This is a genomic window from Mesorhizobium huakuii (assembly GCF_030160235.1).
GTDB lineage: Bacteria > Pseudomonadota > Alphaproteobacteria > Rhizobiales > Rhizobiaceae > Mesorhizobium > Mesorhizobium huakuii.
In genome coordinates this window covers 373,542-394,050 of the sequence record NZ_BSNY01000021.1, presented here as the reverse complement: position 1 = coordinate 394,050, position 20,509 = coordinate 373,542, and the positions used below count along the sequence as shown (strand labels likewise).

At 63.3% G+C, this 20,509-nt stretch carries 17 protein-coding genes and 3 pseudogenes; 3 read left to right on the top strand and 17 right to left on the bottom strand.

Translation table 11 applies throughout. From position 1 onward, the window contains the following. Positions 1–582 (top strand): alpha/beta fold hydrolase (locus tag QQK95_RS12140; RefSeq protein WP_284272535.1); only part of this gene is annotated, 582 nt, incomplete at its 5' end. A gap of 207 nt (positions 583–789) precedes the next feature. Here QQK95_RS12140 and QQK95_RS12135 read toward each other — a convergent pair. The 7 genes and pseudogenes from QQK95_RS12135 to QQK95_RS12105 all read right to left on the bottom strand — a co-directional run. Next, the gene (locus QQK95_RS12135) at positions 790–1,257 is read right to left on the bottom strand and encodes an SRPBCC domain-containing protein (protein WP_284272533.1); all 468 of its coding nucleotides are present in this window, start codon (positions 1,255–1,257) and stop codon (positions 790–792) included. Then, a complete protein-coding gene (locus QQK95_RS12130) occupies positions 1,257–1,595 on the bottom strand; it encodes an ArsR/SmtB family transcription factor (RefSeq protein ID WP_284272531.1) in 339 nt (112 codons plus the stop codon). Before QQK95_RS12130 ends, QQK95_RS12135 begins: the two co-directional genes overlap by 1 nt. Then, on the bottom strand, positions 1,592–2,278 hold the full coding sequence (locus tag QQK95_RS12125; RefSeq protein WP_284272583.1) for a glutathione S-transferase family protein: 687 nt from the start codon (positions 2,276–2,278) through the stop codon (positions 1,592–1,594). The genes QQK95_RS12130 and QQK95_RS12125 overlap by 4 nt, the downstream gene beginning before the upstream one ends. A gap of 292 nt (positions 2,279–2,570) precedes the next feature. After that, complete coding sequence (locus tag QQK95_RS12120) at positions 2,571–3,413, bottom strand: alpha/beta fold hydrolase (protein ID WP_284272529.1); 843 nt, start codon at positions 3,411–3,413, stop codon at positions 2,571–2,573. A gap of 128 nt (positions 3,414–3,541) precedes the next feature. After that, entirely contained in the window at positions 3,542–4,093 is a 552-nt protein-coding gene (locus tag QQK95_RS12115; protein ID WP_284272580.1) for a TetR/AcrR family transcriptional regulator, read from the bottom strand. Between the two features lie 124 nt (positions 4,094–4,217). Beyond that, a pseudogene (locus QQK95_RS12110) lies at positions 4,218–4,646 on the bottom strand (integrase core domain-containing protein); the annotation flags it as partial. A 525-nt stretch (positions 4,647–5,171) separates the two neighbouring features. Next, positions 5,172–5,388 (bottom strand): annotated as a pseudogene (locus tag QQK95_RS12105) (ABC transporter permease); the annotation flags it as partial. A 539-nt stretch (positions 5,389–5,927) separates the two neighbouring features. Here QQK95_RS12105 and QQK95_RS12100 point away from each other — a divergent pair. Further along, complete coding sequence (locus tag QQK95_RS12100; protein ID WP_284272527.1) at positions 5,928–7,763, top strand: sulfatase-like hydrolase/transferase; 1,836 nt, start codon at positions 5,928–5,930, stop codon at positions 7,761–7,763. A gap of 51 nt (positions 7,764–7,814) precedes the next feature. Here QQK95_RS12100 and QQK95_RS12095 read toward each other — a convergent pair. The 10 genes and pseudogenes from QQK95_RS12095 to QQK95_RS12050 form a co-directional block, all read right to left on the bottom strand. Continuing rightward, a pseudogene (locus QQK95_RS12095) lies at positions 7,815–8,130 on the bottom strand (ABC transporter permease); the annotation flags it as partial. Positions 8,131–8,173: 43 nt separating this feature from the next. Further along, complete coding sequence (locus QQK95_RS12090; protein WP_284272525.1) at positions 8,174–9,052, bottom strand: hypothetical protein; 879 nt, start codon at positions 9,050–9,052, stop codon at positions 8,174–8,176. 550 nt (positions 9,053–9,602) lie between these two features. Continuing rightward, positions 9,603–10,589 (bottom strand): ABC transporter permease, encoded by a 987-nt coding sequence (locus QQK95_RS12085; RefSeq protein ID WP_284272523.1) that lies wholly within the window; start codon positions 10,587–10,589, stop codon positions 9,603–9,605. 205 nt (positions 10,590–10,794) lie between these two features. Continuing rightward, positions 10,795–11,766: an ABC transporter permease gene (locus QQK95_RS12080; RefSeq protein ID WP_284272521.1), complete on the bottom strand. Its 972-nt coding sequence runs from the start codon at positions 11,764–11,766 to the stop codon at positions 10,795–10,797. Beyond that, positions 11,763–13,304: a sugar ABC transporter ATP-binding protein gene (locus QQK95_RS12075; RefSeq protein WP_284272578.1), complete on the bottom strand. Its 1,542-nt coding sequence runs from the start codon at positions 13,302–13,304 to the stop codon at positions 11,763–11,765. The genes QQK95_RS12080 and QQK95_RS12075 overlap by 4 nt, the downstream gene beginning before the upstream one ends. Before the next feature lie 239 nt (positions 13,305–13,543). Further along, entirely contained in the window at positions 13,544–14,578 is a 1,035-nt protein-coding gene (locus tag QQK95_RS12070) for an ABC transporter substrate-binding protein (protein WP_284272519.1), read from the bottom strand. A 153-nt stretch (positions 14,579–14,731) separates the two neighbouring features. Beyond that, positions 14,732–15,646, bottom strand: a complete 915-nt coding sequence (locus QQK95_RS12065; protein ID WP_284272517.1) for a sugar phosphate isomerase/epimerase family protein — start codon at positions 15,644–15,646, stop codon at positions 14,732–14,734. A 134-nt stretch (positions 15,647–15,780) separates the two neighbouring features. Continuing rightward, positions 15,781–17,325 (bottom strand): mannitol dehydrogenase family protein, encoded by a 1,545-nt coding sequence (locus QQK95_RS12060; RefSeq protein ID WP_284272515.1) that lies wholly within the window; start codon positions 17,323–17,325, stop codon positions 15,781–15,783. After that, complete coding sequence (locus tag QQK95_RS12055) at positions 17,322–18,104, bottom strand: SDR family oxidoreductase (protein ID WP_284272514.1); 783 nt, start codon at positions 18,102–18,104, stop codon at positions 17,322–17,324. The genes QQK95_RS12060 and QQK95_RS12055 overlap by 4 nt, the downstream gene beginning before the upstream one ends. A 78-nt stretch (positions 18,105–18,182) precedes the next feature. After that, the gene (locus QQK95_RS12050; protein WP_284272512.1) at positions 18,183–19,076 is read right to left on the bottom strand and encodes a MurR/RpiR family transcriptional regulator; all 894 of its coding nucleotides are present in this window, start codon (positions 19,074–19,076) and stop codon (positions 18,183–18,185) included. A 111-nt stretch (positions 19,077–19,187) separates the two neighbouring features. On the opposite strand from QQK95_RS12050, the gene QQK95_RS12045 reads away from it, so the two are divergent. Next, entirely contained in the window at positions 19,188–20,381 is a 1,194-nt protein-coding gene (locus QQK95_RS12045; RefSeq protein ID WP_284272510.1) for a Gfo/Idh/MocA family protein, read from the top strand. Positions 20,382–20,509: the final 128 nt, after the last annotated feature.

Genomic DNA, 20,509 nt, shown 5'->3' with positions numbered 1-20,509 from the left:
GCGCGTGACATACTGGCTGTCATGGACGCGGCCGGCAGCCGCAAAGCCGTGCTGGTCGGCGCTTCGGAGGGCGGGCCGGGCTGCATCCGCTTTGCCGTCGACCATCCCGACCGGCTGACCGGCCTGGTTCTGTGGGGCTCGCTCGCCAAGGGCAGCCGCGCGCCCGACTATCCCTTCGCGCTCACAGCGGCGCAATATGACCTGTGGCAACAGCGCCTGCTCGCCGGCTGGGGCGGCCCGGCGGAAATCGAAACCTTCGCGCCAAGCGTTGCCTCCGACCGCCAGGCGCGCGCCTGGTGGGCCGGCCTGCTCCGGGCCGCCTCCAGCCCCGGCGCCGTCGCCGGCCTGCTGCAGGCGCTGCGCGACGCCGATGTCCGCCCGCTGCTGTCAAAGGTCTCGGCCAGGACGCTGGTGCTGCACCGCAGGGGTGACCGCGCGGTGCGGGTGGAAGCCGGGCGGTATCTGGCGGCGCGGATTCCAGGGGCGCGGTTCGTCGAGGTGGAGGGGGAGGATCACTGGTTCTGGGTGGGCGAGCAGGGGGAGCTGCTGGAGGGGATTGGGGGGATGGTAAGTGGCGGGTGAGGGGGCTATCAGCCAACCCTTGCTTAACAGCGGGAGACAAGCTGCAGGACTCAGACAAGTCAGTTGCGGACCGAAATGTTGCGCTCACGCTCGACGTCCGCTTTGCGCCCCATTTCGGTCGTCGAGCGAACTCCATCCGCATCCGGAGAGCGGACTGCCGAGCGAACAGGTGAGGCGGACACTTGCTTTAAAATAATAGGCTCGCAACTAAGAAACGGACTGACCGTCCAACATCGCCTGCCTCAAGCGCTCAAAGCCAATGCCGGTGCCACTTTCGCGAATGTCGCCGTCCGTCGGATCGCCAAACACTGCTTGCTCAGTGAAAGTCATCAGAGTTTTGCCAAGTCCGCCAACAAATTCGACCGTGACCAAGGAGGACGATATGCTCACGCCATTGGTCCGCATGGTATAGGAATAGACGATCCGCTCACGCGGATGGATTTCGAGATAGGTGGCAAGCATCGCCTGCTCGGTACCATCCGGCATGCGCCAGATCATGCGTTCACTACCATCCAGGCAGAAGTCGAACAAGTCGTCGATCACCGTCCAGTCAGGGTGGCATGCGCTCCAACGTCGTTTCAGCTGATGTTCTGACCAGAAGCGGAAGGCGTGAGCAGGGCTGCCGGGCAGCTCCCGCTCGATGACAAAGGTCCGGTGGTCAACACGCATGCCCATTAGTGATCCTTTCCCTCGGGCATGTCAGCCATAAGCGACGCAAGCCTGTCAAAGGCTGCATTCATTTCGCTCTGACGCCGATCAATCCAGTCGCTCATCGCGTGAAACGCATCCGGACGCATGCGGTAGGTGCGAATGCGCCCGACCTTCTCGCTCACCACGATACAGCCCTCTTCCAGCACTCGCAGGTGCTTGAGAACTGCCGGCAACTGCACCTCGGCAGGCGCCGCCAATTCCTTCACGGAGGCAGGCCCCTTGGCAAGTCGCTCGATGAAGGCTCGCCGGTATGGGTCAGCCAGGGCCTGGAACAGGCGATCGAAACTCTCTGTACCCGTCATTCGGCGACTTCCAGGAAGTGTTTGGGCATAGCCTCCCTATAAGGGAAGAACTTGAAGTAGGGCTGAGCCTCGCGCATCGCGCGCTGGACGGACGGACGTGCCAGCAAACGCTCCAAGTAAACGTGCAGCTCCCGCTGATCCGGACCGAAAGGATGCACGATGGAGGCAAAAAACAGCGCCGGCAGCGCCGAGCAGTCGGCCAGGGTGAAGTCGCTGCCTGTGATCCATTGCCGTCCATACAATTGCCCCTCGATCATCGCGTAGGCCGTGTCGAGTGTGGCATGTGCTTCGGCGACGCCATGCGGATCGCTGGATCCTTCCGGCCTGATGCGGTCCGTAACGATCTTCTGCATGGGCCCACTGACATAAAGATCAAAGAATCGATCCCACAGGCGCACGTCGAGCTGCCGTTCCTTATCGTCCGGGATGAGCTGCAACGGCCCCGGATAGTGATGCTGAAGATATTCGACTATGATGCTTGTTTCCGGCACGATCCGGTTGTTAGCGCTGTCGTGCAGCACCGGGATCTTGCCCACTGGCCAGCGCTCGATGTGGGAAGCGGCAGAGCCAAAATCAGCAAAGTCAACAATGTGCGAGTCGAAGGAGGTGGCGTTCTCATAAAGGCCAATAAGCACCTTGTGGCAGAACGAGGCTAGCGGATGGATATATAGCTTGAGCAAGATAGTGGACCTTTGGTTTCCAATGTTGGAAACTGTATGCCAGAGAGATATGCCGCGCACAAGTCACTTTCCAAGTTTGGAAACTAATTGGACGCTTTCGTACAGGGATGAGCCGGGAAATGAGACTGCTCGTTTGAACGCCGGCAGTTCACGTGGCTGAAGCAGATGGCATTTTTGCATCCCATACAGGCCACATGGTCTTGGCCGTCCGTTTCCTGAAGCGCGCATTGCGCGTACGATTGTCCGACGTCTCAATTGTGCTGCCAACACCCCGACCAGTTTCAATCGCTGCCAACTATCCGGCCCTTGAGCAGGCGCGAAGTATCGCTCGGGCGATTTCCGGAACATCCTGTTCCAAAAGTTCATGTCCTCGACCGTCCAGTACCAGCAATTCCGATCCGGGAATTGCCTGTTGCGTCTTATGGGCAGCAGCGATTGATATAATCGGGTCTTCGCTACCGTGGATCACCATTACCGGCATTTTCAAGGAACAGGCGGTAAGATCTGGCTCGAGTTCGGCTGCGATCATGGCGTGGTTGAACGCGCTCCGCATACTGCCGGTGCGCTGCAGTTCGAGTTCAATTCGATTTATCGCCGCCACCCGGTCGAACGGATAGGCAGAGCCTGCGCTAAGTTCGGCCACGCGCAGCAGGAACTCCACCACCGCATGATGGTCCGACCAGTCGAGTTCCGCCATTTTCCCGAAATGATCGAGGATCGCGGGTGCAATTCCTTCGCCGGCATACGCCAAGCCGACGGGCTCGGCCGCAATCAGGGTGAGCGAAAGGACGCGCGTCGGATGGTCGAGAGCCGCAATCTGCGAAATGTAGCCGCCAAGTGACATGCCGACCAAATGCGCGGCATGAACCCCATAGGCATCGAGAATGGCCATGACATCGCCGGCGAGATGATGGACACCATATTGGACATCGCCGGGCGCATGTGTTGTCGACTGCCCTGTATCCCGGTGGTCGAACCGGATAACCTGATATCCTGCTGCTGCCAGCGTTTCGACCAGGCTGGTGGGCCACCATACCATCGAAGCTGTGGCGCCCATGGCCAGCACTATGGTGCCCCGGACTGGTTCGCCCATGACATCGGTAGCCAGCTCGATACCGCCGTTGTGAACACGTATCACATTAGTCTCCGCCTTGCCGCCGCCGCAGTATCGGAATCCGTGCCGTCGCCAAAACAACTCACGTCTCTCCATCCTCTGTTATTTGTAACCTACGCGTTGGTTATAAATACGAGAGCTGGGCGTCAAGCCTAGTTTGACTGTTTTTCGAGACTCCATCTCAGCCGATGCAGAACAAACGCGGACAATCCCATGGACCTGTTGGTCGCGACCCACTGCATGGCCGCGCCCGCGATGACCGCATGAAGGTGCCGCGCGGTCTCGTGCCGACGGGGGTCATCAGGCAAGCGGGCGGCAATGGCATCCTGGACCAGGCCGTAGCGCTCGCCTGCCAAAGCGCGCAGCGCGGGATCGGCCGCTTCCAACGAGGCAATCAGTACGCGAACGGAAAAGCCATCACCAGTGCCCATGCTTTCAACGATCCGCGTCAAGAAACGCCAAAGCCCGTCCGGGCCATTTTCAATGGGCAATCCGTTCAGCCACGCGCGGGTCATCGACACTTCACGCTGCGCGAGCTTCAAAAGGATCGCGTCGCGATCTCCAAACCGCTGGATTAGCGTGGCGCGAGAAAGCCCGACGTGGCGCGCCAGTTCGGTCAATGTGAAGTTCGTGCCGTGCGTGGCCAGAACCTCCAGTGCGGCCGCAAGCACATCTTCGTCTGAAACGGTCTTCGGGCGTGGCATGGCGCATCCTGACTGGTATGGACGGCCGCTCGGTCCGAAGCCCTTCGCTGGGCAGCCGAACGCGCGGTTCACGATATCTAGCAAAGAACCGTGGGAAACCAAATTCCGGGCGGGCTCTGGGTGTGGGTCCCGCAATGAGATGGCGCGGTTGATTTTGAAGATTGACGGGTCCTTGGTCCATGTGTCGCAGATGACCTGGCAGGGTGCTCGCCGTCGCAGAGTTGTAGGCGGCAATGAAGGCCGTGACATGGGGTCTTGAGGCTCTCCAGATCATCGTAGTGGTAGACCTTGACCGTGGCGTCCTTGATCGTTCGCGTCATCCGCTCGGCCTGACCATTGGTCCAAGGATGATAGCGTTTGGTCGGCCGGTGTTCGATGCCATTGACGATGCTGGCGCGGTCGAAGATGTGCGGACCCAGGAAGCGTCGGCTGGGATGATCGCGACTCTTGCGCCGATCGGCGAAAGCCATGCCGTTGTCGGTGAGCACGGTGTGGATCTGGAAAGGGAAACTTCGACCAGGTTCTTGAGGAAAGCTGCGCCGCGGGCGTTTCCGCGCTAAACTTGCGGCATAAGCTGGCGCAATCTGTCGATTGTGCAGGTAATGGATTTTATTTAGGACACATGCAAGCATGTGGTGCCGGCATAGGCGAAACTAAGTTTGGAGATTTGCATGCATGCCTGATGTAACGGCAACACTTACATTCATGGGGGTCATCTCGGGCCTTAACCCCCGGTCCTGACATGGCCCTTCTCGTCAGCCGCGGCATGAGCCAAGGCTGGAAAGCTGCATAGATCGCCGGCAACAACTTTATTGAAACTTTCGGGGCTTCACCTTTAAGCCAAATTGAAGATGCATGTCGGGGCGTGAGTGTCCCGTTTTTGTAAGGTCGTGGCGCGCTAGGCGCAATTCGAGCTACTATGGCGAGACGGCTGTCGTCTTAACGGGACTTAAGTGTCCATCTCCAAATCCGGTCAGGGCAGCAACGCCGCTCGATAGAATCTAAGTCTGCTTCTGCTGGTCCGACTCCAGCAGCTGTCAGTCAGTTCGCGGCCCCGATGCGGCCAGTCAACTCGCTCCTACCTCTCCTCCACAATCCGCAAACACGCCGCAGTCACAAACAGCACGATCAGCCCGAACAATATCCGCCGTGCCCTCCGTCATCTGCAAAATCGTCAACAGCGTCGTCAGCACGGTCAGGGCGCCGGTGCCCTTGATCAGGCCGATATCGAGCCGGCCGCCGGCGAGCAGGCTCGAGGTGATGTGGAGCGCCGTGATGACCTGCCAGTATTGCAGCAAGACCGGGCATCAATGCGCTATCGCGAAAACCAATGCACGCTGGTCTCCTTCAAATGAATGAAGCCGTGGATTTCAGATGGGCAGATACTCATGGCAAGCTGAGAGGCCTTTGAGCCATCACAGGCTGGCTAGGCTTCTCTAAGCTCACTCCCCCGTAGCGTAGCCGCCGGACAACCGCATACATGTGGCAGGTGGTGAAGACTATGATTTCCTGGCGGAGAATGGGGCATAGCGGACGACCAACCTTGCAAGCCGGTCAAGAGCTAACGCCTGAGCTCGTGCAACACTGATGCGACGTCAAGCGATCGGTGTGACATGGCGATGCTTTTTAGGGCTGGAGTTCCAGGAACTGCAGGGCATGCGAGGCCAGTGGTCGATGCACGAACCAAGCTGTGCCAGCGAAGGCGTCGCTCATCGCCGGTCACTAGACCATGCACCGACGCGCAGCGGTGGTCTGTCATCGGAACACCGTCTGAACGGCATTCTTCCAGGGGCGGGCGAGTGGCTTGTCCGTGGTTCGTCTTCGAGGCGGATGCATGTCCGACGTAACGGTCGCCGCGTCTTTGTCGTCAACTCATTCCAAGATCCGGAGCGTCGCCATGCCGGCCGCAGGTGAACGCGCCGATCAGGCTCCGGTCGATCATCACAGTCGTTGGGGCGTGGTAGCCTTATGTGTCAAATTGATCATGATCGCCGGTTTCTTGGCGATCACCAGTTTCGACTTCTGGGATCGAGTCGGGAATCTCGTTGCCAACGGGCGCTTCACGACGCTGACCTCATTCCTGGCAATCTGGGGACTGGCGATGGTGGCGTTGTTGTTCGCATCATTTCAGCCCCGGCTCGTCACACGTCTCCTCTGGGCCGTGCCGCTTGCCCTGTCGAGCGCGGCGGCCTGGCTCTATTTCAAGGCAAGTAACGCCGATCTGTCGGTCTTCGATATTCTTTCCCTTTGGGCGAGCCGCAATTCGGTCGGCGAGGCCGCCAGTTTCTACGATCGGCTGATCTGGCCCGCCGCCGCAATCATGGCCTTTGGCGTGGCGTCGCTTTCGATTCCGCCAGCAGCGAAAGGCGCCCGGCTATCGAGATGGATGGGGCGCATGGCTTGGCTGCCCATGTTGCCGATTCTAATGATTGCCGCCGTGGTTTACGCCAAGGACGGCGGGGGCTCCTCAGGCATGCCGAAACAATTCGCTCCGCTGGCTCTTTCCGCGATGGCCGCGGAGCGGATCATGACACAAGGTGCTCCAGAGCGCCGCTCCGTCGCATGGAACGCCACAACGCAGAACAGGCCCCGCGACATCGTCATGATGATCGACGAAAGCGTTCGCGGGGATTTCGTCGATCTGACGCCTGGCAATTCGCACACGCCCCGCATTGCCGCCCTCGCAGGCAAATTCGTCAATTTCGGTCCCGCCGTGTCCGGCGGTGATTGCAGCGTTTATTCGAACGCCATACTGCGTCTCGCGGCGTCGCGTCGCGATCTGGCCCATTCCGTCAATACCAACCCTACGATCTGGCAGTACGCGAAGAAGGCCGGGTACCGGACGGTGTATATCGACGCGCAGTCGACCGCCAAGGCGGTCGTCGTCCTGGGGAACACGAACTTCATGACGGCGCGAGAAAAGCATGACATCGACAGGACCTATCTCATAGACGATGTAGCGATGGACCATGCCGATCTCCGTTTGATAGAGATCCTGCGCGGCGAGCTGGCCGGCAGCCAGCCCGTCTTCATCTACGCCAACAAGAACGGCGCGCATTTTCCCTATGACTGGTCATATCCTCCATCGGAAGCGGTCTACGGCCCCACAGTGGCGTCGGCCGGCCAGGATACGGTTGCGACACGCATAGCATCCTACCGCAACGCAATCCGCTGGTCGGTCGATTATTTCATGCAAGAACTGTTCGAAAGGGCCGATCTTTCGAATACCGCGATGCTCTATACTTCCGACCATGGACAGCTGCTGAAAGTCGGCGAATCGACCCACTGCACCATCTTTAATCCCGATCCGCGCGTAGGTCTGGTTCCGTTGATGGCCTATGCCGCCGATCCGGCGCTGAGGGCGCGTTTCGCGGCCGGTGCCGCGGCCAATCGCGGCAAGGCGAGCCATTTCCAGATCGTTCCTACCGTGCTGGAGCTGATGGGATACGGTCCCGCCGACATCGCGTCCGAATACGACGAGTCGCTCTTCGCCGCGACGCCCCACCCCGCGCAGTTCACCAGCGGCGATATCTTTGGGTTGTTCTCCGAGTCCATGCACTGGAATCCGTTGGATCTGTCACTGGACTACCTCGAACCTGACGCGAAGACGTTGGTGCCGGGCAAGCTGCCGGCGCAGGCGAGCACCCTTACCTCAGGGACATCGCGGTAAGCCTGGCTGACGCGATGCAGACGGCCCTAATGCGGCCGCTCAACACATCAACTAGCGCTCCTCCACGATCCGCAGATGAGCCGCCGTCACGAACAGCACGATCAGTCCGAACAGGATTCGCCGTGCCCCCTCCGGCAAATCGTCAGCAGCGTCGTCGGCTCGGTCAGCATCAAGGCGCCGATGACGGTGCCGGTGTAGCCGCCAGGGTCACGAAGATGCCGCCGATCACGGCCGCCACCGCCGAGGGCAGGACCAGCGGTTCGGCTTGCGATGGGCCTTGATCAGGCCGATATAAAGCAGGCCGCCGGCGAACAGGCTCGTGGTGACGTAGAGCGCTGACCTGCCAGTATCGCACGCCGGAGAGGCGCACGCGAGCAATGCCGGGGAAGCGGCGGACGCGCTCGCGACGTTCAGAATGCCTTGAACGTATCCCTGGAGGTCAGCATCAGCTGACCGTTGAATGAGATCGAGAAATCGCCAAGCTGGTACTGGCCCTGGTCGTCCTTGACCAGGATGGCGCCGTCGACCTTGTTGGGGCCGCTCTCGATGCTTCTCACGATCCTGTCGACGTAGCGAAGGCTGCTCCTGGCGAACAGCATATCGCTCTTGGCCACCTGTTGCGCGAGACGTTGCAGCTTCGGGTCGCCGCCGACGCTTTGCATGCGCTCTTCAACCGCCGTGGGAGTCAGGCGCGCCAGCGTGTCGTTCAGGGCCGGCAATGCCTTCTGCAGGCTGAACAAGGCATCGGATGCCATCCTGGTGGCGTCGCCGAAGCTCAGGCCCTGGTTGGCAATCGCCTTGTTGGCCTGCGCCTGCGGGCTGCGGTCGGCGGCGGCCTCCATCTCGTCCTGGACGGCCCACATATAGTCATGTTCTTCCATGGCCATCACCGTCTCCTGCGTCTCGCCGGCAGGGATGAAGTAGCGTGGGACGGTGGAGTCCTTATGCTGGCGATCCGCCTCGACCATCGAGCCGATGAAGCGCGTATACTCGGCATAGAGCTCGCCATAATTGGCCTTGCCGGCGTGCATGTAGGGGTCGTCCGCCGTGGTGGTGGAGGGTGCAGCGGCGGACGAAGTCGCCGGCACATCGGGGGCCCGGCCGAAGCTGCCGAACGGATCGTATTCGGTGCCATCCTCGTCGCCGGTCGCGCCCGGACGAATGACCGGAGCCTCGGTCCGCAGCGCCGTGCCCGCCTTGGCGAACGCCTGCTGGCTCGTGCCAGCAACACCGCTCCTGGCCGACAGCAACTTCTGTATCGTAACGGTGAGGTCCGAGGTGATCTGCATCGAGCAATCCTTGAATTTCTTGCCTGCGATCCGCAGGATGAAGCATGGCAGTTAAACAATGGTTGAAAGTGAGCGGCGGAAGGAAATAGTTATTCTGACATCGACAGCGTTCGCCAAATATAATTCAACAACAAATAATATAAGTGACGGCTTCGCGGAAGCGACGACCTTCCATGAAAAATATTCCTTGGCCACTCCATCTCTGTGTTCAATCATTGGATTGCCGACAGTCCAAGTGATTTGAACACAGAGCGAAGCCCTGGCCCGTGGCGGCGCTTCGTCAGACGCCGCGGGGCGCGCTCCCTACAAGACGAAGTCGAACTGCGCGGCAGTCAAGTCGGTCGCGGTGCATATTAGCCCTGCCGCTACCCGCAATAGGAGAAATCTAGCAGCGTTTTATTTTACCGCCAGTAGCCAATTCTGAATTTTACGAATCTAGATAACTATTTTTGAGATATATAATGTATTTCTAAATTTAGAGACTGATTGTATTGTGGCGAGATCTGGATGCGCAGGCGATAAATTCATGGCCGGCCGCTCAAGGTCCTTGTCACCGCTCCTCCACGATCCGCAGATAAGCCGCCGTCACGAACAGCACGATCAGGCCGAACAGGATGCGCCTCGCCCCCTCCGGCATCTGCAGGATGGTCAGCAGCGTCGTCAGCACGGTCAGGATCAGCGCGCCGACGATGGTGCCGGTGTAGCCGCCGCGGCCGCCGAAGATGGAGGTGCCGCCGATGACGGCGGCGGCGACCGAGGGCAGGACCAGGGGTTCGGCGAGCGACAGGGAAGGGGCCTTGATCAGGCCGATATAGAGCAGGCCGGTGATGCCGGCGAGCAGGCTCGAGGTGACGTAGAGCGCCGTGATGACCTGCCAGTACTGCACGCCCGACAGGCGCGTCGCGCGCTCATTGTCGCCGACGGCGTAGAGCAGGCGGCCGAAGCCGGTGCGGGCCAGCGTGAAGACGATCAGCGCCGCCAGCGGTATGAACAGCAGCAGGGCGTTGGGGAAACCCCACGTTACGCCGGTGCCGAGCCAGGCGAGGAAGTCGGGGATCTTGGCGCCCGACGCGATCACCGTGCGCTGGTAGACTTGCAGGCAGCCTGTGCCGATCAGGCTGGTGCCCAGCGTCATGATCAGCGGGTGGACGCGGAAGACGCCGACGCCGATGCCGTTGACCAGGCCGATCAGCACCGCCGGCATCATCGCCAGCAGGAAGGCGACAGAAGGGTCCTGGTTGACGATCTGCGTCGCCATGATGAAGGCGCTCATCGTCGCCACCGTGCCGACGGAGAGGTCGATGCCGCCGGTCAGCATGGTCATGGTCTGGCAGCCGGCGAGGATGGCCAGCGGAATGGCGAATTTGATGGTGTTGGCGATCCAGCGCTCGTTGACGATGCCGGGGCGCAGGATCTGCAGGATCACCACCAGGATGACCAGCAGGATGATCAGCGGCACGAGCGGCCGGTCGGCCATAAAGCGCTTTATGCGGCGGCCGAAGGGGACGGGCGGAGACGTGATCGCGGAGGTGCTCATGGGGTGGGTCCGGTTCGCGATGGGGTGTGTGCGACTTCCCTTCTCCCCTTGTGGGAGAAGGTGGATCGGCGCGCAGCGCCGAGACGGATGAGGGGTGCGTGACGGAGTGAGGCGTTGGCGTTCCCTGGAACCATCCGACCTCTCTTCGCGAGGCCACCTTCCCCCACAAGGGGGGAAGGAAGAAGCGCGCGCCGATGCCCGCCCATCATTGCCGCCCCCGCATGGTGATGAACGCGCCGAACATCACCACCGCCACCATGATGGCGCCTTCGATGATGGCGGTGACGTTGGGGTCGATGGCGAGCAGGGTGAGGTCGGTGCGCACCAGGCGCAGCACGAAGACGGCGACGATGGGGCCGAGCAGGCCGCCCTTGCCGCCGCCGAGCGCCACGCCGCCCAGCACCACGGCGGCGACGCTGGCCAGCAGATAGGGGCCGGGGATGGGGGCGCCGATGCCGGTGCTCATGGTCAGCGCCAGCCCGCCGAAGGCGGCGAACAGGCCCGACAGCGCATAGGCGATGATGCGGGTGCGCTTGACCGGCACGCCCGAGCGGAACGCCGCCAGCTCGCTCGAGCCAATGGCGTAGATGGAGAGGCCAAGGCGCGAGCGCCTGAGCGGTATCCAGATGATGCACAGGCAGACGATGAGCACCAGCAGCGCCTTCGGCAGCCAGGCGTCGACGGCGTCGGGCAGGCCGGGGATCGGCACCGTGCCCGAGATCAGCGCCTTCAGCCATCCGGCGGCGCCGCCGCCGGGCGCGTCGAGCACCAGCAGCGCCGCCCCTTGCAGCACGAACAGCATGGCGAGCGTGACGACGATATCCGGCACGCGGGTGACGACGATGAGCAGGCCGTTGAGCGCGCCGAGGACAAGACCCATGGCGAGCACGAAGGGCACGACGAACAGCGCGTGTTCTTCGGAAGCGCCCGCCATCATCGAGGCGGCGGTGACGCTGGTCAGCGCCATCATGGCGGCGACCGAGAGGTCGATGCCGCCGGCGATGACCACCACCGTCTGCGCGGCCACCGCGAAGGCATAGGGCAGCACCGCGCGTGCCAGCGAACCGAAATCGCCGCTGCCATAGCCGGGCTGGATGATCCGGGTGGCGATGAACAGAACGATGAGCAGGGCGAACAGGCCAATGACCCAGCCCTGGCGGCGCAGGAAATGGCTCATGGCGCCGTCCCCGAAGACGGGGACTGGGGATCGGCCAGTATGCCGATATCGGCCTTGGCGCCGCGCGGCAGGCCGTAGGCGGCGCGCATCAGCGCCGGCTCGTCGGCCTCCTCGACCGGGAAGATGTCGACGAGGCGGCCGCCGAAGATGACGATGACGCGGTCGCAGACGCGCTGCACCTCTTCGAGCTCCGAGGTGTAGAACAGCACCGACTTGCCGTGGCCGGCGAGTTCGCGCAGCAGCTTGTAGATCTCCTGCTTGGTGCCGACATCGATGCCGCGCGTCGGGTCGAAGCACAGGATGGTGCGGGCATCCGCCGCGATCCAGCGGGCGATGGTCACCTTCTGCTGGTTGCCGCCGGACAGGCGCTGCACCTCGCCCTGCGCGCGCGTGTCGATCTGCAGCCGCTCGATGGCGCTCAGCACTTTCGCGCGCTCGCGGCGCATGGGGATCGGTCCCCAATTGCGCAGCGCGGCGCTGAAGGGCAGCGCGATGTTTTCACGCACCGAGCGCTGCATGGCGAGCGCCTCGGAACGGTCGCCCGGCACATAGGCGATCCCCGCGCGGATGGCGTCGATCGGGTGCGAAAATTTCACTGGGCTGCCATCAACCTCGATCGTCCCTCCCGAGGGGCGGATCGAGCCGGCAAGGGCAGCGAATAATTCGTCCTGGCCCTGGCCTTCGAGCGCGACGACGCCGGCGACTTCGCCATCCCTGAGATCGAAGGAGACGTCGTTGAGCTTGGTGCCGACGCGCAGATTGTGGACGGCGATGCGCGGCCGGGCAGGGGCGGGCGCTGCCTTCTCGGCGGCGCCGCGGGCGGCGACATGGGTCTTGACGATGCGCGTGCCGAGCATCAGCTCGACGATCTTTTCCTCGACACCGGGCACGATGTCGACGACGCCGACGGTCTCGCCGTCGCGCAGCACTGTGGCGCGGTCGCACAGCGCGGATATTTCGACGAAGCGGTGCGAGATGAAGATCACGGCGCGCCCCGAATCGCCCTGGCGGCGCACCACTTCCAGCACTTTTTCGGCGAGGTTGGCGGGGAGCGCGGCCGTCATCTCGTCGAGCAGCAGGACGTCGGGCTCGACGGCCAGCGCACGCGCCAGATCGAGCACGCGCAGCACGGCCAGCGGAATGTCGCGCGCGGTGTCGCGCAGGTCGAGGTCGGCAATACCGAGTTCGCGCACCCAGGCGCGGAACGGCTCGACCGGCGTGCCGGTCAGACGCAGATTGGATAGCACGTCGAGATCGGGGATCAGCGACGGCTCCTGGTAGACCGGCAGCAGCCCGGCGCGGCGCGCGGCTGCGGGCGAGCGTATGTCGCGCGCCTCGCCCCGGATCAGGATGCGCCCGGCATTGGCCGATATCGCCCCGGTCAGGATCTTCACCAGCGTCGACTTGCCGGCGCCATTGGCGCCCATCAACGCATGCACCTCGCCCGGCAGCACGGAGAGCGACGCGTTGCGCAGCGCTGCAACCGCGCCGTAGTTCTTGGCGACGCCGGAGGCGTCGAGGAGGGGGCTTTGCGGCAACGGGTTTGTTGTCAAAACGTGTTGTTCTCGATCTCTGCGGCGGTGCGGCAAGTCGGACGAAGGCGGCGACTTTCCTTCCCCCCTTGTGGGGGAAGGTGGATCGGCGCGTTAGCGCCGAGACGGATGGGGGTGTTCCAGCGGAGTGAGACGTCGGTATTGCCTGGAGCACCCCTCATCCGGCCTCGCCTCGCGAGGCCACCTTCTCCCACAAGGGGAGAAGGCAGAAGCGGCTCCAGCCCTTACTCCCCCGGGCCCTTGCAGGCCACGATCTGGTCCTTCGTGTAGGTCGTCCAGTCCGGGATCGAGATCGAGACCGGCCATTCGGGGCTGAGCGACGGGTCGGCGGCGGCTTTCAGCTTGGCCTTGCCTTCCTCGGTGGCATTTTCCCAGAGTTGCGGCTGCACCAGCACGGTCTGCTGCGCCGGCTTCTTGCCGTCGAGAATCTGCAGGGCGAGCGTCACGCCCGCGCCGCCGATCGAGCCGGGGTTGGTGACAGCGGCGCCGACGAGGCCCTTGACCGAGCTCAGCTGGCCGACGAAGCCGGCATTGTCGGCGCCGACGATCGGCACCAGCGGCGCTTGCGATTCCACCAGCGCGTCGACGATGACGTTGTCGATGCCGGACGTCCAGATGCCGTTGATCGGCGTTCCCGTCGACAGGAAGGAGAGGATCTGCTGCTTGGCCTGGTCCTGCTGCCAGCCGGTGAAGACTTCCTGCGCCACCTTCACGTCCGGAAATTCGGCCAGCGCCTTCTTGAAGCCTTTGTCGCGATCGCTATCGGCCGAAGCGCCGGCCGCACCGCGCATGTAAAACACCTCGCCCTTGCCGCCCATCTGCTTGAACAGCCATTTGGCGCCGAGATAGGCGTATTCCTCCTGGTTGTTGGAGATGATGTAGGCCGACGGCTCGGTGACCGCCTGGTCGACGGCGACGACGACGATGCCGGCCTTGGTGGCTTCCTCCAGTCCCGCCTTGATGCCGGCCGGATCGGCGGGATTTACGACGATGGCGTCGACCTTGGCGCTGATCAGGTTGCGGATATCTTCCAACTGGCCGGCGGCATCGGTGTTGCGGTGGGCGATGTTGAGCTTTGCCACCTCGCCGGAAGCCAGCGCCTGCGCCTTCATGGCGCACACCATCTCCTCGCGCCAGCCATTGCCCTGCACGGTGTTGGAAATGCCGATCGTGTATTTGCCGGCGGCCGACGAGACGCCCACCGAGGCCAGCAAGGCAGCGCCCGCAAGCAGCGGGACCATGGTCAGGATTTTCTTCATTTCAGACTTCCTCCACATTGTTTTTCAGTTTCAGTTGCAAGTCGTTGAAACGTGCCGCTCAGAAAGTGATTCAGACTGCCCGCTTCAACTCGTTGTCCTCCGCATGTCGTTGCCCCAAAACCGCGAGACACTTTTGGGCGACATGCTTTCCCTTCACTTGACGTAGGGCCGCAGAACGTCGCGGGCGAGCAGAAAACCCCGTTTGACCTGCTCGTCGCTGCCTTCAAACCGCCTGTCCTCGTGTTCGATGATGACCGACCCGTCATAGCCGGCGCGGTAGAGGCCGGAAAAGAAGCCGCTCCAGTCGACATCGCCCAGCCCCGGCATGCGCGGCACCTGCCAGCCTATCCCGGCCGAGAGGATTCCGCGCTCGTACAAACCATCATGATCAATCATCAGGTCCTTGGCGTGGACATGCAGCATGTAGGGGCCAAACTCCCTGATGAAGCGGGCCTGGTCGATCATCTGCCAGACCAGGTGCGAGGGGTCGAAATTCATGCCGATATCGCCGCCCCAGGTCTCCAGGATGCGGCGCCAGACCTGCGGCGAATAGGCGATGTTGTGCCCGCCCGGCCATTCGTCATAGCTGAAGATCATCGGGCAGTTCTCGAAGGCGAGTTTCACGCCGTGGCCGCGCGCAAAAGCGACGATCTCGGGCCAGACTTTCAGCGCGTCCTGCCAGTTGACGTCGACCGTCTTGGACGCATCGCCGCCGCAGAAGGTGTTGACCACGGATACGCCCATATTGGCGGCCAGCACGATCACCTTCTTCAGATGGCCGATCACCGCCTCGCGGTGCGCGGCATCCGGATGCAGCGGGTTGGGGTAGTAGCCGAGGCCGGAGATGGTCAGGTGCTTTTCCGCCAGCGAGGCGGCGATTTCTTTCGCCTGCGCGGGCGAGGTGGAGGCAGCATCGATATGACTGGTACCGGCATAGCGCCGCGTCGCGCCAGAGGTTCTCGGCCAGCAGGCGATTTCGAGCGCCTCGAAGCCGGCCGAGCCCGCCCAGGCGGCGACATCGGCAAGCGGCGTCTCCGCGAAGGGTGCGGTGAGCAGTCCAAGTTTCATAGTGCCTCCCCAGATCTCTTCATCGTTTCGCGGAAACGCCGAAGAGCTCTTCCTTTGTTTTCGCGCAATTCCGGACGGAAAACCGTTTCACACTTTTCCTGGAATTGCTTGTGCCGTGCCTTCACGGCCGATGCTCATAATGCCTGTTGTTTGGATCGTTTCAACCTTGCGACCTCGTCTTGTTCGAGACTGTGCCGGACAGCCGCCATCGGATCGTCCGAGAGCAGCTCGTTTAGCGCCGAAGTCACCGCCGCGCGAAACGCAGCGTTCGCGGCTAGGCCGGGATCGAAAATCGTGTCGATGGCGAGTATGGCCGAGGCCAGAGCCGGCGCATCGCGGCCGGTGGCGTCGGCGATTGCCGCGACCTTGCCGGCATAGGGGTCCGACACCGGCCAGCGTTTGCCGAACCGGTGCGAGGCCTGGATCAGGTAGGCCATCCAGCCGGCGACCGGCACCGACAGCAGGCCGATGGTCTGGCCCAGCCGCAAGCGGTCGCGGATCGGGTTGAGCAGGCGCTGGACGATCTTCTGCGAACCGTCGGTGGCAATCTGGTGGTTGCGGTGGCGGATCGCGGTGTTCTTCAGCCGGCCGAGGCTCTGCTCGACATAGGCCGAGGGGTCCATGCCGGGCACCGGCATCAGCGTCGGCAGCGTTTCCTCGACCAGCATGCGCCTGATGAAGGCCGACAGTAGCGGGTCGGCGATGGCGTCAAAAGTGTGTTCGAGGCCAGCCAGCACGCCGAGCGTGGCGAGCGTCGTCTGGGCGCCGTTAAGCACCCGCATCTTGAGATGCTCGAACGGCGTGACGTCGTCGACGAAGGTCGCGCCGACCAGATCCCAGCGCGGCACGCGGCCGGCGAATTTCTGCTCGATCACCCATTGCCGGAACGGCTCGCCGACGGCGACGGCGGCGTCGCGGTAGCCGAACCATTGCTCGACGCTGTCGAGGTCGTCCTGCGTCACCGCCGGCGCGATGCGGTCGACCATCGCCGAGGGGAAGGCGGCGTTGGCGGCCATCCAGTCGGCCAAGCCATTGCCGCGCCGTTCGGCGAAGCTGCGCACCACGGTTTCCAGGATGACGCCGTTGGTCGGGATGTTGTCGCAGGAGAGCAGCGTCAGTGGCCGGCCATGCGTGGCCCGGCGCATTTCCAGCGCCCGCGCGAGGATGCCGGGCACGCTTCGCGGTGCATGCGGGTTGGCGAGATCATGGACGATGTCGGGATGGCCGAGATCGAGCGCGCCGCTCGACGGGACGTGGCAATAGCCCTTCTCCGTCACAGTCATCGTCACCAGTTCGATGTCGGATGAGGAGAGCACGCCGAGCGCCGGTGCGGCGCTGTCCTGGCTGTCCACCACGCGGACGATGCTGCCGATGATACGTGCCTCGATGTGGCTGTTTTCGCGGATCAGCCTTGTGTAGAGGCCGCCTTGCCGGCCGAGCGTATCGGCAAGGATGGGCGGGCGGATGTTGATGCCGACAACGCCCCAGCGGTCGAACTGGCGCGCCAGCAAATCATCGGTGTATTCGGCTTGATGGCAGCGGTGGAAGGCGCCGACGCCGAGATGCGCCATGCCGGGCGCAAGGGTCGTCCGGTCATATCCAGGCGTCCGGACAGCGGCCGGAAGCTGGTCCAGCAGGGCCGGCCCGAGCGTTTCCGGCGCTGCCGAAGCGGCGTTCACCGGTTTGCCCCGATCACCGACTGTTCCTGGTCGATCACGGCGCCGGTCATCGGCCCGGCCGCGTCGGAAAGCAGGAAGACGGCAAGGTTGGCGATATCGTCTGGCTTGAGCAGCCTGCCGAAAGGCTGCGCGGCGTTGGCGGCGTCGAGCCAGCCCGGGCCGTGGCCCAACGTCTCGGACTGCATCACGCGTTCGGCCGGCGTGTCTGTCCAGCCGACATTGATGCCGTTGACGCGGATACGGTCGAAACGGTGGGCGTTCGCGGCGTTCTTGGTCAGCGTCGCCAGCGCGCCCTTGGTGGCGGAATAGACGGCGAGTTCGGGCGAGCCGCAATGGGCGTTGATCGACAGGATGTTGACGATGGCGCCGGGCTCCCCGCGCTTCCTCATGTCGGCGATTGCCGCCTGCATCAGGAAGAAAGGTGCCCGCGCATTGACGGCGAACAGCGAGGACCAGTCGTCGAGGTCGGCATCGAGGAAGGAGGCGCGGTCGGTCAGGCCGGCGGCGTTGACGAGGCCGTCGATGCGGCCGAAGCGCTCGATGCAGGCCTGCGCCAGAAGGGCAGGTGTCCGTGGGTCTCCAAGGTCGGCGGCGACGAAGATGGTCGGCGTGCCGATGGCCGACAGTTCCGCCGCCACGGCGTCGCCGCGTTTGCCATCGCGTCCGGTGATCAGCAGCCCGCCGGCGCCAGAACGCGCCAGCGTCTCGGCGATGGCGCGGCCGATGCCTTGCGTCGCGCCGGTGACCAGCACGACCTTGCCTTGGAGATGAAGCTCCATTCCTCCTCCCGGAACAAAGTTTCTATTTTTCAAAATATGGAACGGCAATTCCCGATAGTCAATTGTGCCAGCAGCGTCTCATGCGCCGCGTTTTGCCGCGACGCCTTGGACCAGCGCCATGCCGACCGCCAGCGATGCCGCCAGCGAGCGAAAGCCGGCGAAATCGGATTCCACCACTTCCAGCCAGCTGTCCGACAAGGGGATCAGCGGGCTGAAGGTGCTGTCGGTGATGGTGACGATGCGGGCCTTGCGTTCATGCGCCACCGCGACAAGGTCGGGCGTGATCGAATTGTAGGGACTGAAGGAGACGGCCAGCACGGCATCCCGGCCGCCGATGCAGCCGACCTGGTCGAGCGCCGAGGAGCCGACATTGTCGACCAGCACATTGCGCACGCCTTGCTGCGACAAGGTCAGCGACAGATAGGCGGTGACCGGGAAGGCGCGCTTGGAGCCGATGACATAGATCAGCTCGGCGGCCGCCAGCAGCGTCACCATCTTTTCGAAGCTCTCGACGTCGAAGCCCGCTTCGATGCGGCCCAGCGAGGCCTGCGAGGCGCCGACCATGCCGTGCAGGAAATGCATCGTGGCATTCGGCTCGGCCTCGGTGCGCGGCTCGCCGCGCGCTTCCGGCCACGATCCCTTGACGTGCTCCTTGAACAGGCCCTGGAAATCGGAAAAGCCGGAATAGCCGAAGATCTGGGCGAAGCGCACCAGCGTCGAGGGCTGCACGCCCGCCTGTGCCGCCACCTGCGCGATGGTGCCGAGCGCGACATCGCTTGGATGCTGCCACATGAAGATCGCCACCTGGCGCAGCCGCTTGGGAAAATGCACGGTGCCGGAGGAGAGCACGGCGCGCAGTTCCTCATAGGTCTGCGGCTTGAAATAGCCCAGTGCCGCCAGCGAGCGCCCGCGCTTGCGCGTCGCCGCCTCGTCGCTGAGAGATCGTCCCGAAGGTTTGCCCGCCCCATTCATGACGCTCAGGCTAGCGTGGCACAATCGTATTACAATACGGAAATTGGAAATTATGTTCGAAAGTGGTAGCCGGGCTTGGCACGTCGCCAATGATCTACCGGAGGAGAAACCATGGTCTACGCAACATCGGATGGGTTGGCGGGCAAGCGCCTGAGGGTCGGCATGGTCGGCGGCGGGCGCAATGCCTTCATCGGCGCCGTGCATCGGCTCGCCATGCGCCTCGACGACCAGATCGCGCTGGTGGCCGGCGCGCTGTCATCCGACCCGGAGAACGCCGCCGCCTCCGCCGCCGAGATCGGCATCGCGCCGGAGCGCAGCTATGCCGATTATCATGCCATGGCCAAGGCCGAGGCGGCGCGGCCTGACGGTATAGAGGCGGTCGTCATCGTCACGCCCAATCATCTGCACGCGCCGATCGCCACCGCCTTCCTCGAGGCGGGCATCGACGTGATCTGCGACAAGCCGCTGTCGACCACGCTCAGCGACGCTGAAGCGCTGGTGACGCTGGCGCGGGCAAAAAACCGCCGCTTCGTCGTCACGCTGAACAACAGCGGCTACGCCATGGTCCGCCAGGCGCGCGAAATGGTCATGGCGGGCGAGCTTGGCCGCATCGTCTCGGTGCATGGCGCCTATATCCAGGACTGGCTGACCAGGCCGATCGACGCCGAGGGCCAGAAGCAGGCGGAGTGGCGCACCGATCCGGCCAGGGCAGGGCAGTCGGCGGTGCTTGCCGATATCGGCGTGCATGCCTTCAACCTGGCGAGCTACATTTCGGGCCGCGAGGCCGAGGCGGTGTCGGCGGACCTGTTCACCGCCGTGCCCGGACGCCGGCTCGACGACAATGCGCATGTGATGGTGCGCTGGACGGATGGGGCGCGCGGCACCATCCTGGCCAGCCAAACCTCGCCCGGCCACTACAATGATCTCTCCGTGCGCATCTATGGCGACAGAGCCGGGCTCGAATGGTCGGGCGGGCGGCCGGAGGAACTGCGTTTTTCGGTCTATGGCGAGGAAACCCGCACGCTGGTGCGCGGCGGCCATGGTTCGACAGCGGAGGCCCGGCGCGTCTCGCGCATGCCGGCGGCGCATCCCGAAGGCTATATCGAGGCCTTCGCCAATTTCTATCGCGACGCCGCCGACATCATCCGCGCGCATCGCTCCGGTGGCGTGGTCGATGCCGCGCGCGCGGCGCAGGTGCCGGATGTCATCGATGGCGCGCGCGGCGTGAAGTTCGTCGCCGCGGCGGTGGCGTCGAACGCGGCGGGCGGGGCGTGGACAGCGGCAAGGTTCGCGGTCGACGGATAGCAGGCCTTTCCCATCCTGATCGAATCGGGGCGGGTTCCATTCAGCGGGTGCTTCGCTGAAGAAAACCTGCCGAAATTACTGTCGTTGGGAAGTTGGATTCAAATGGATTCGGATCGCTTTTGGGCATA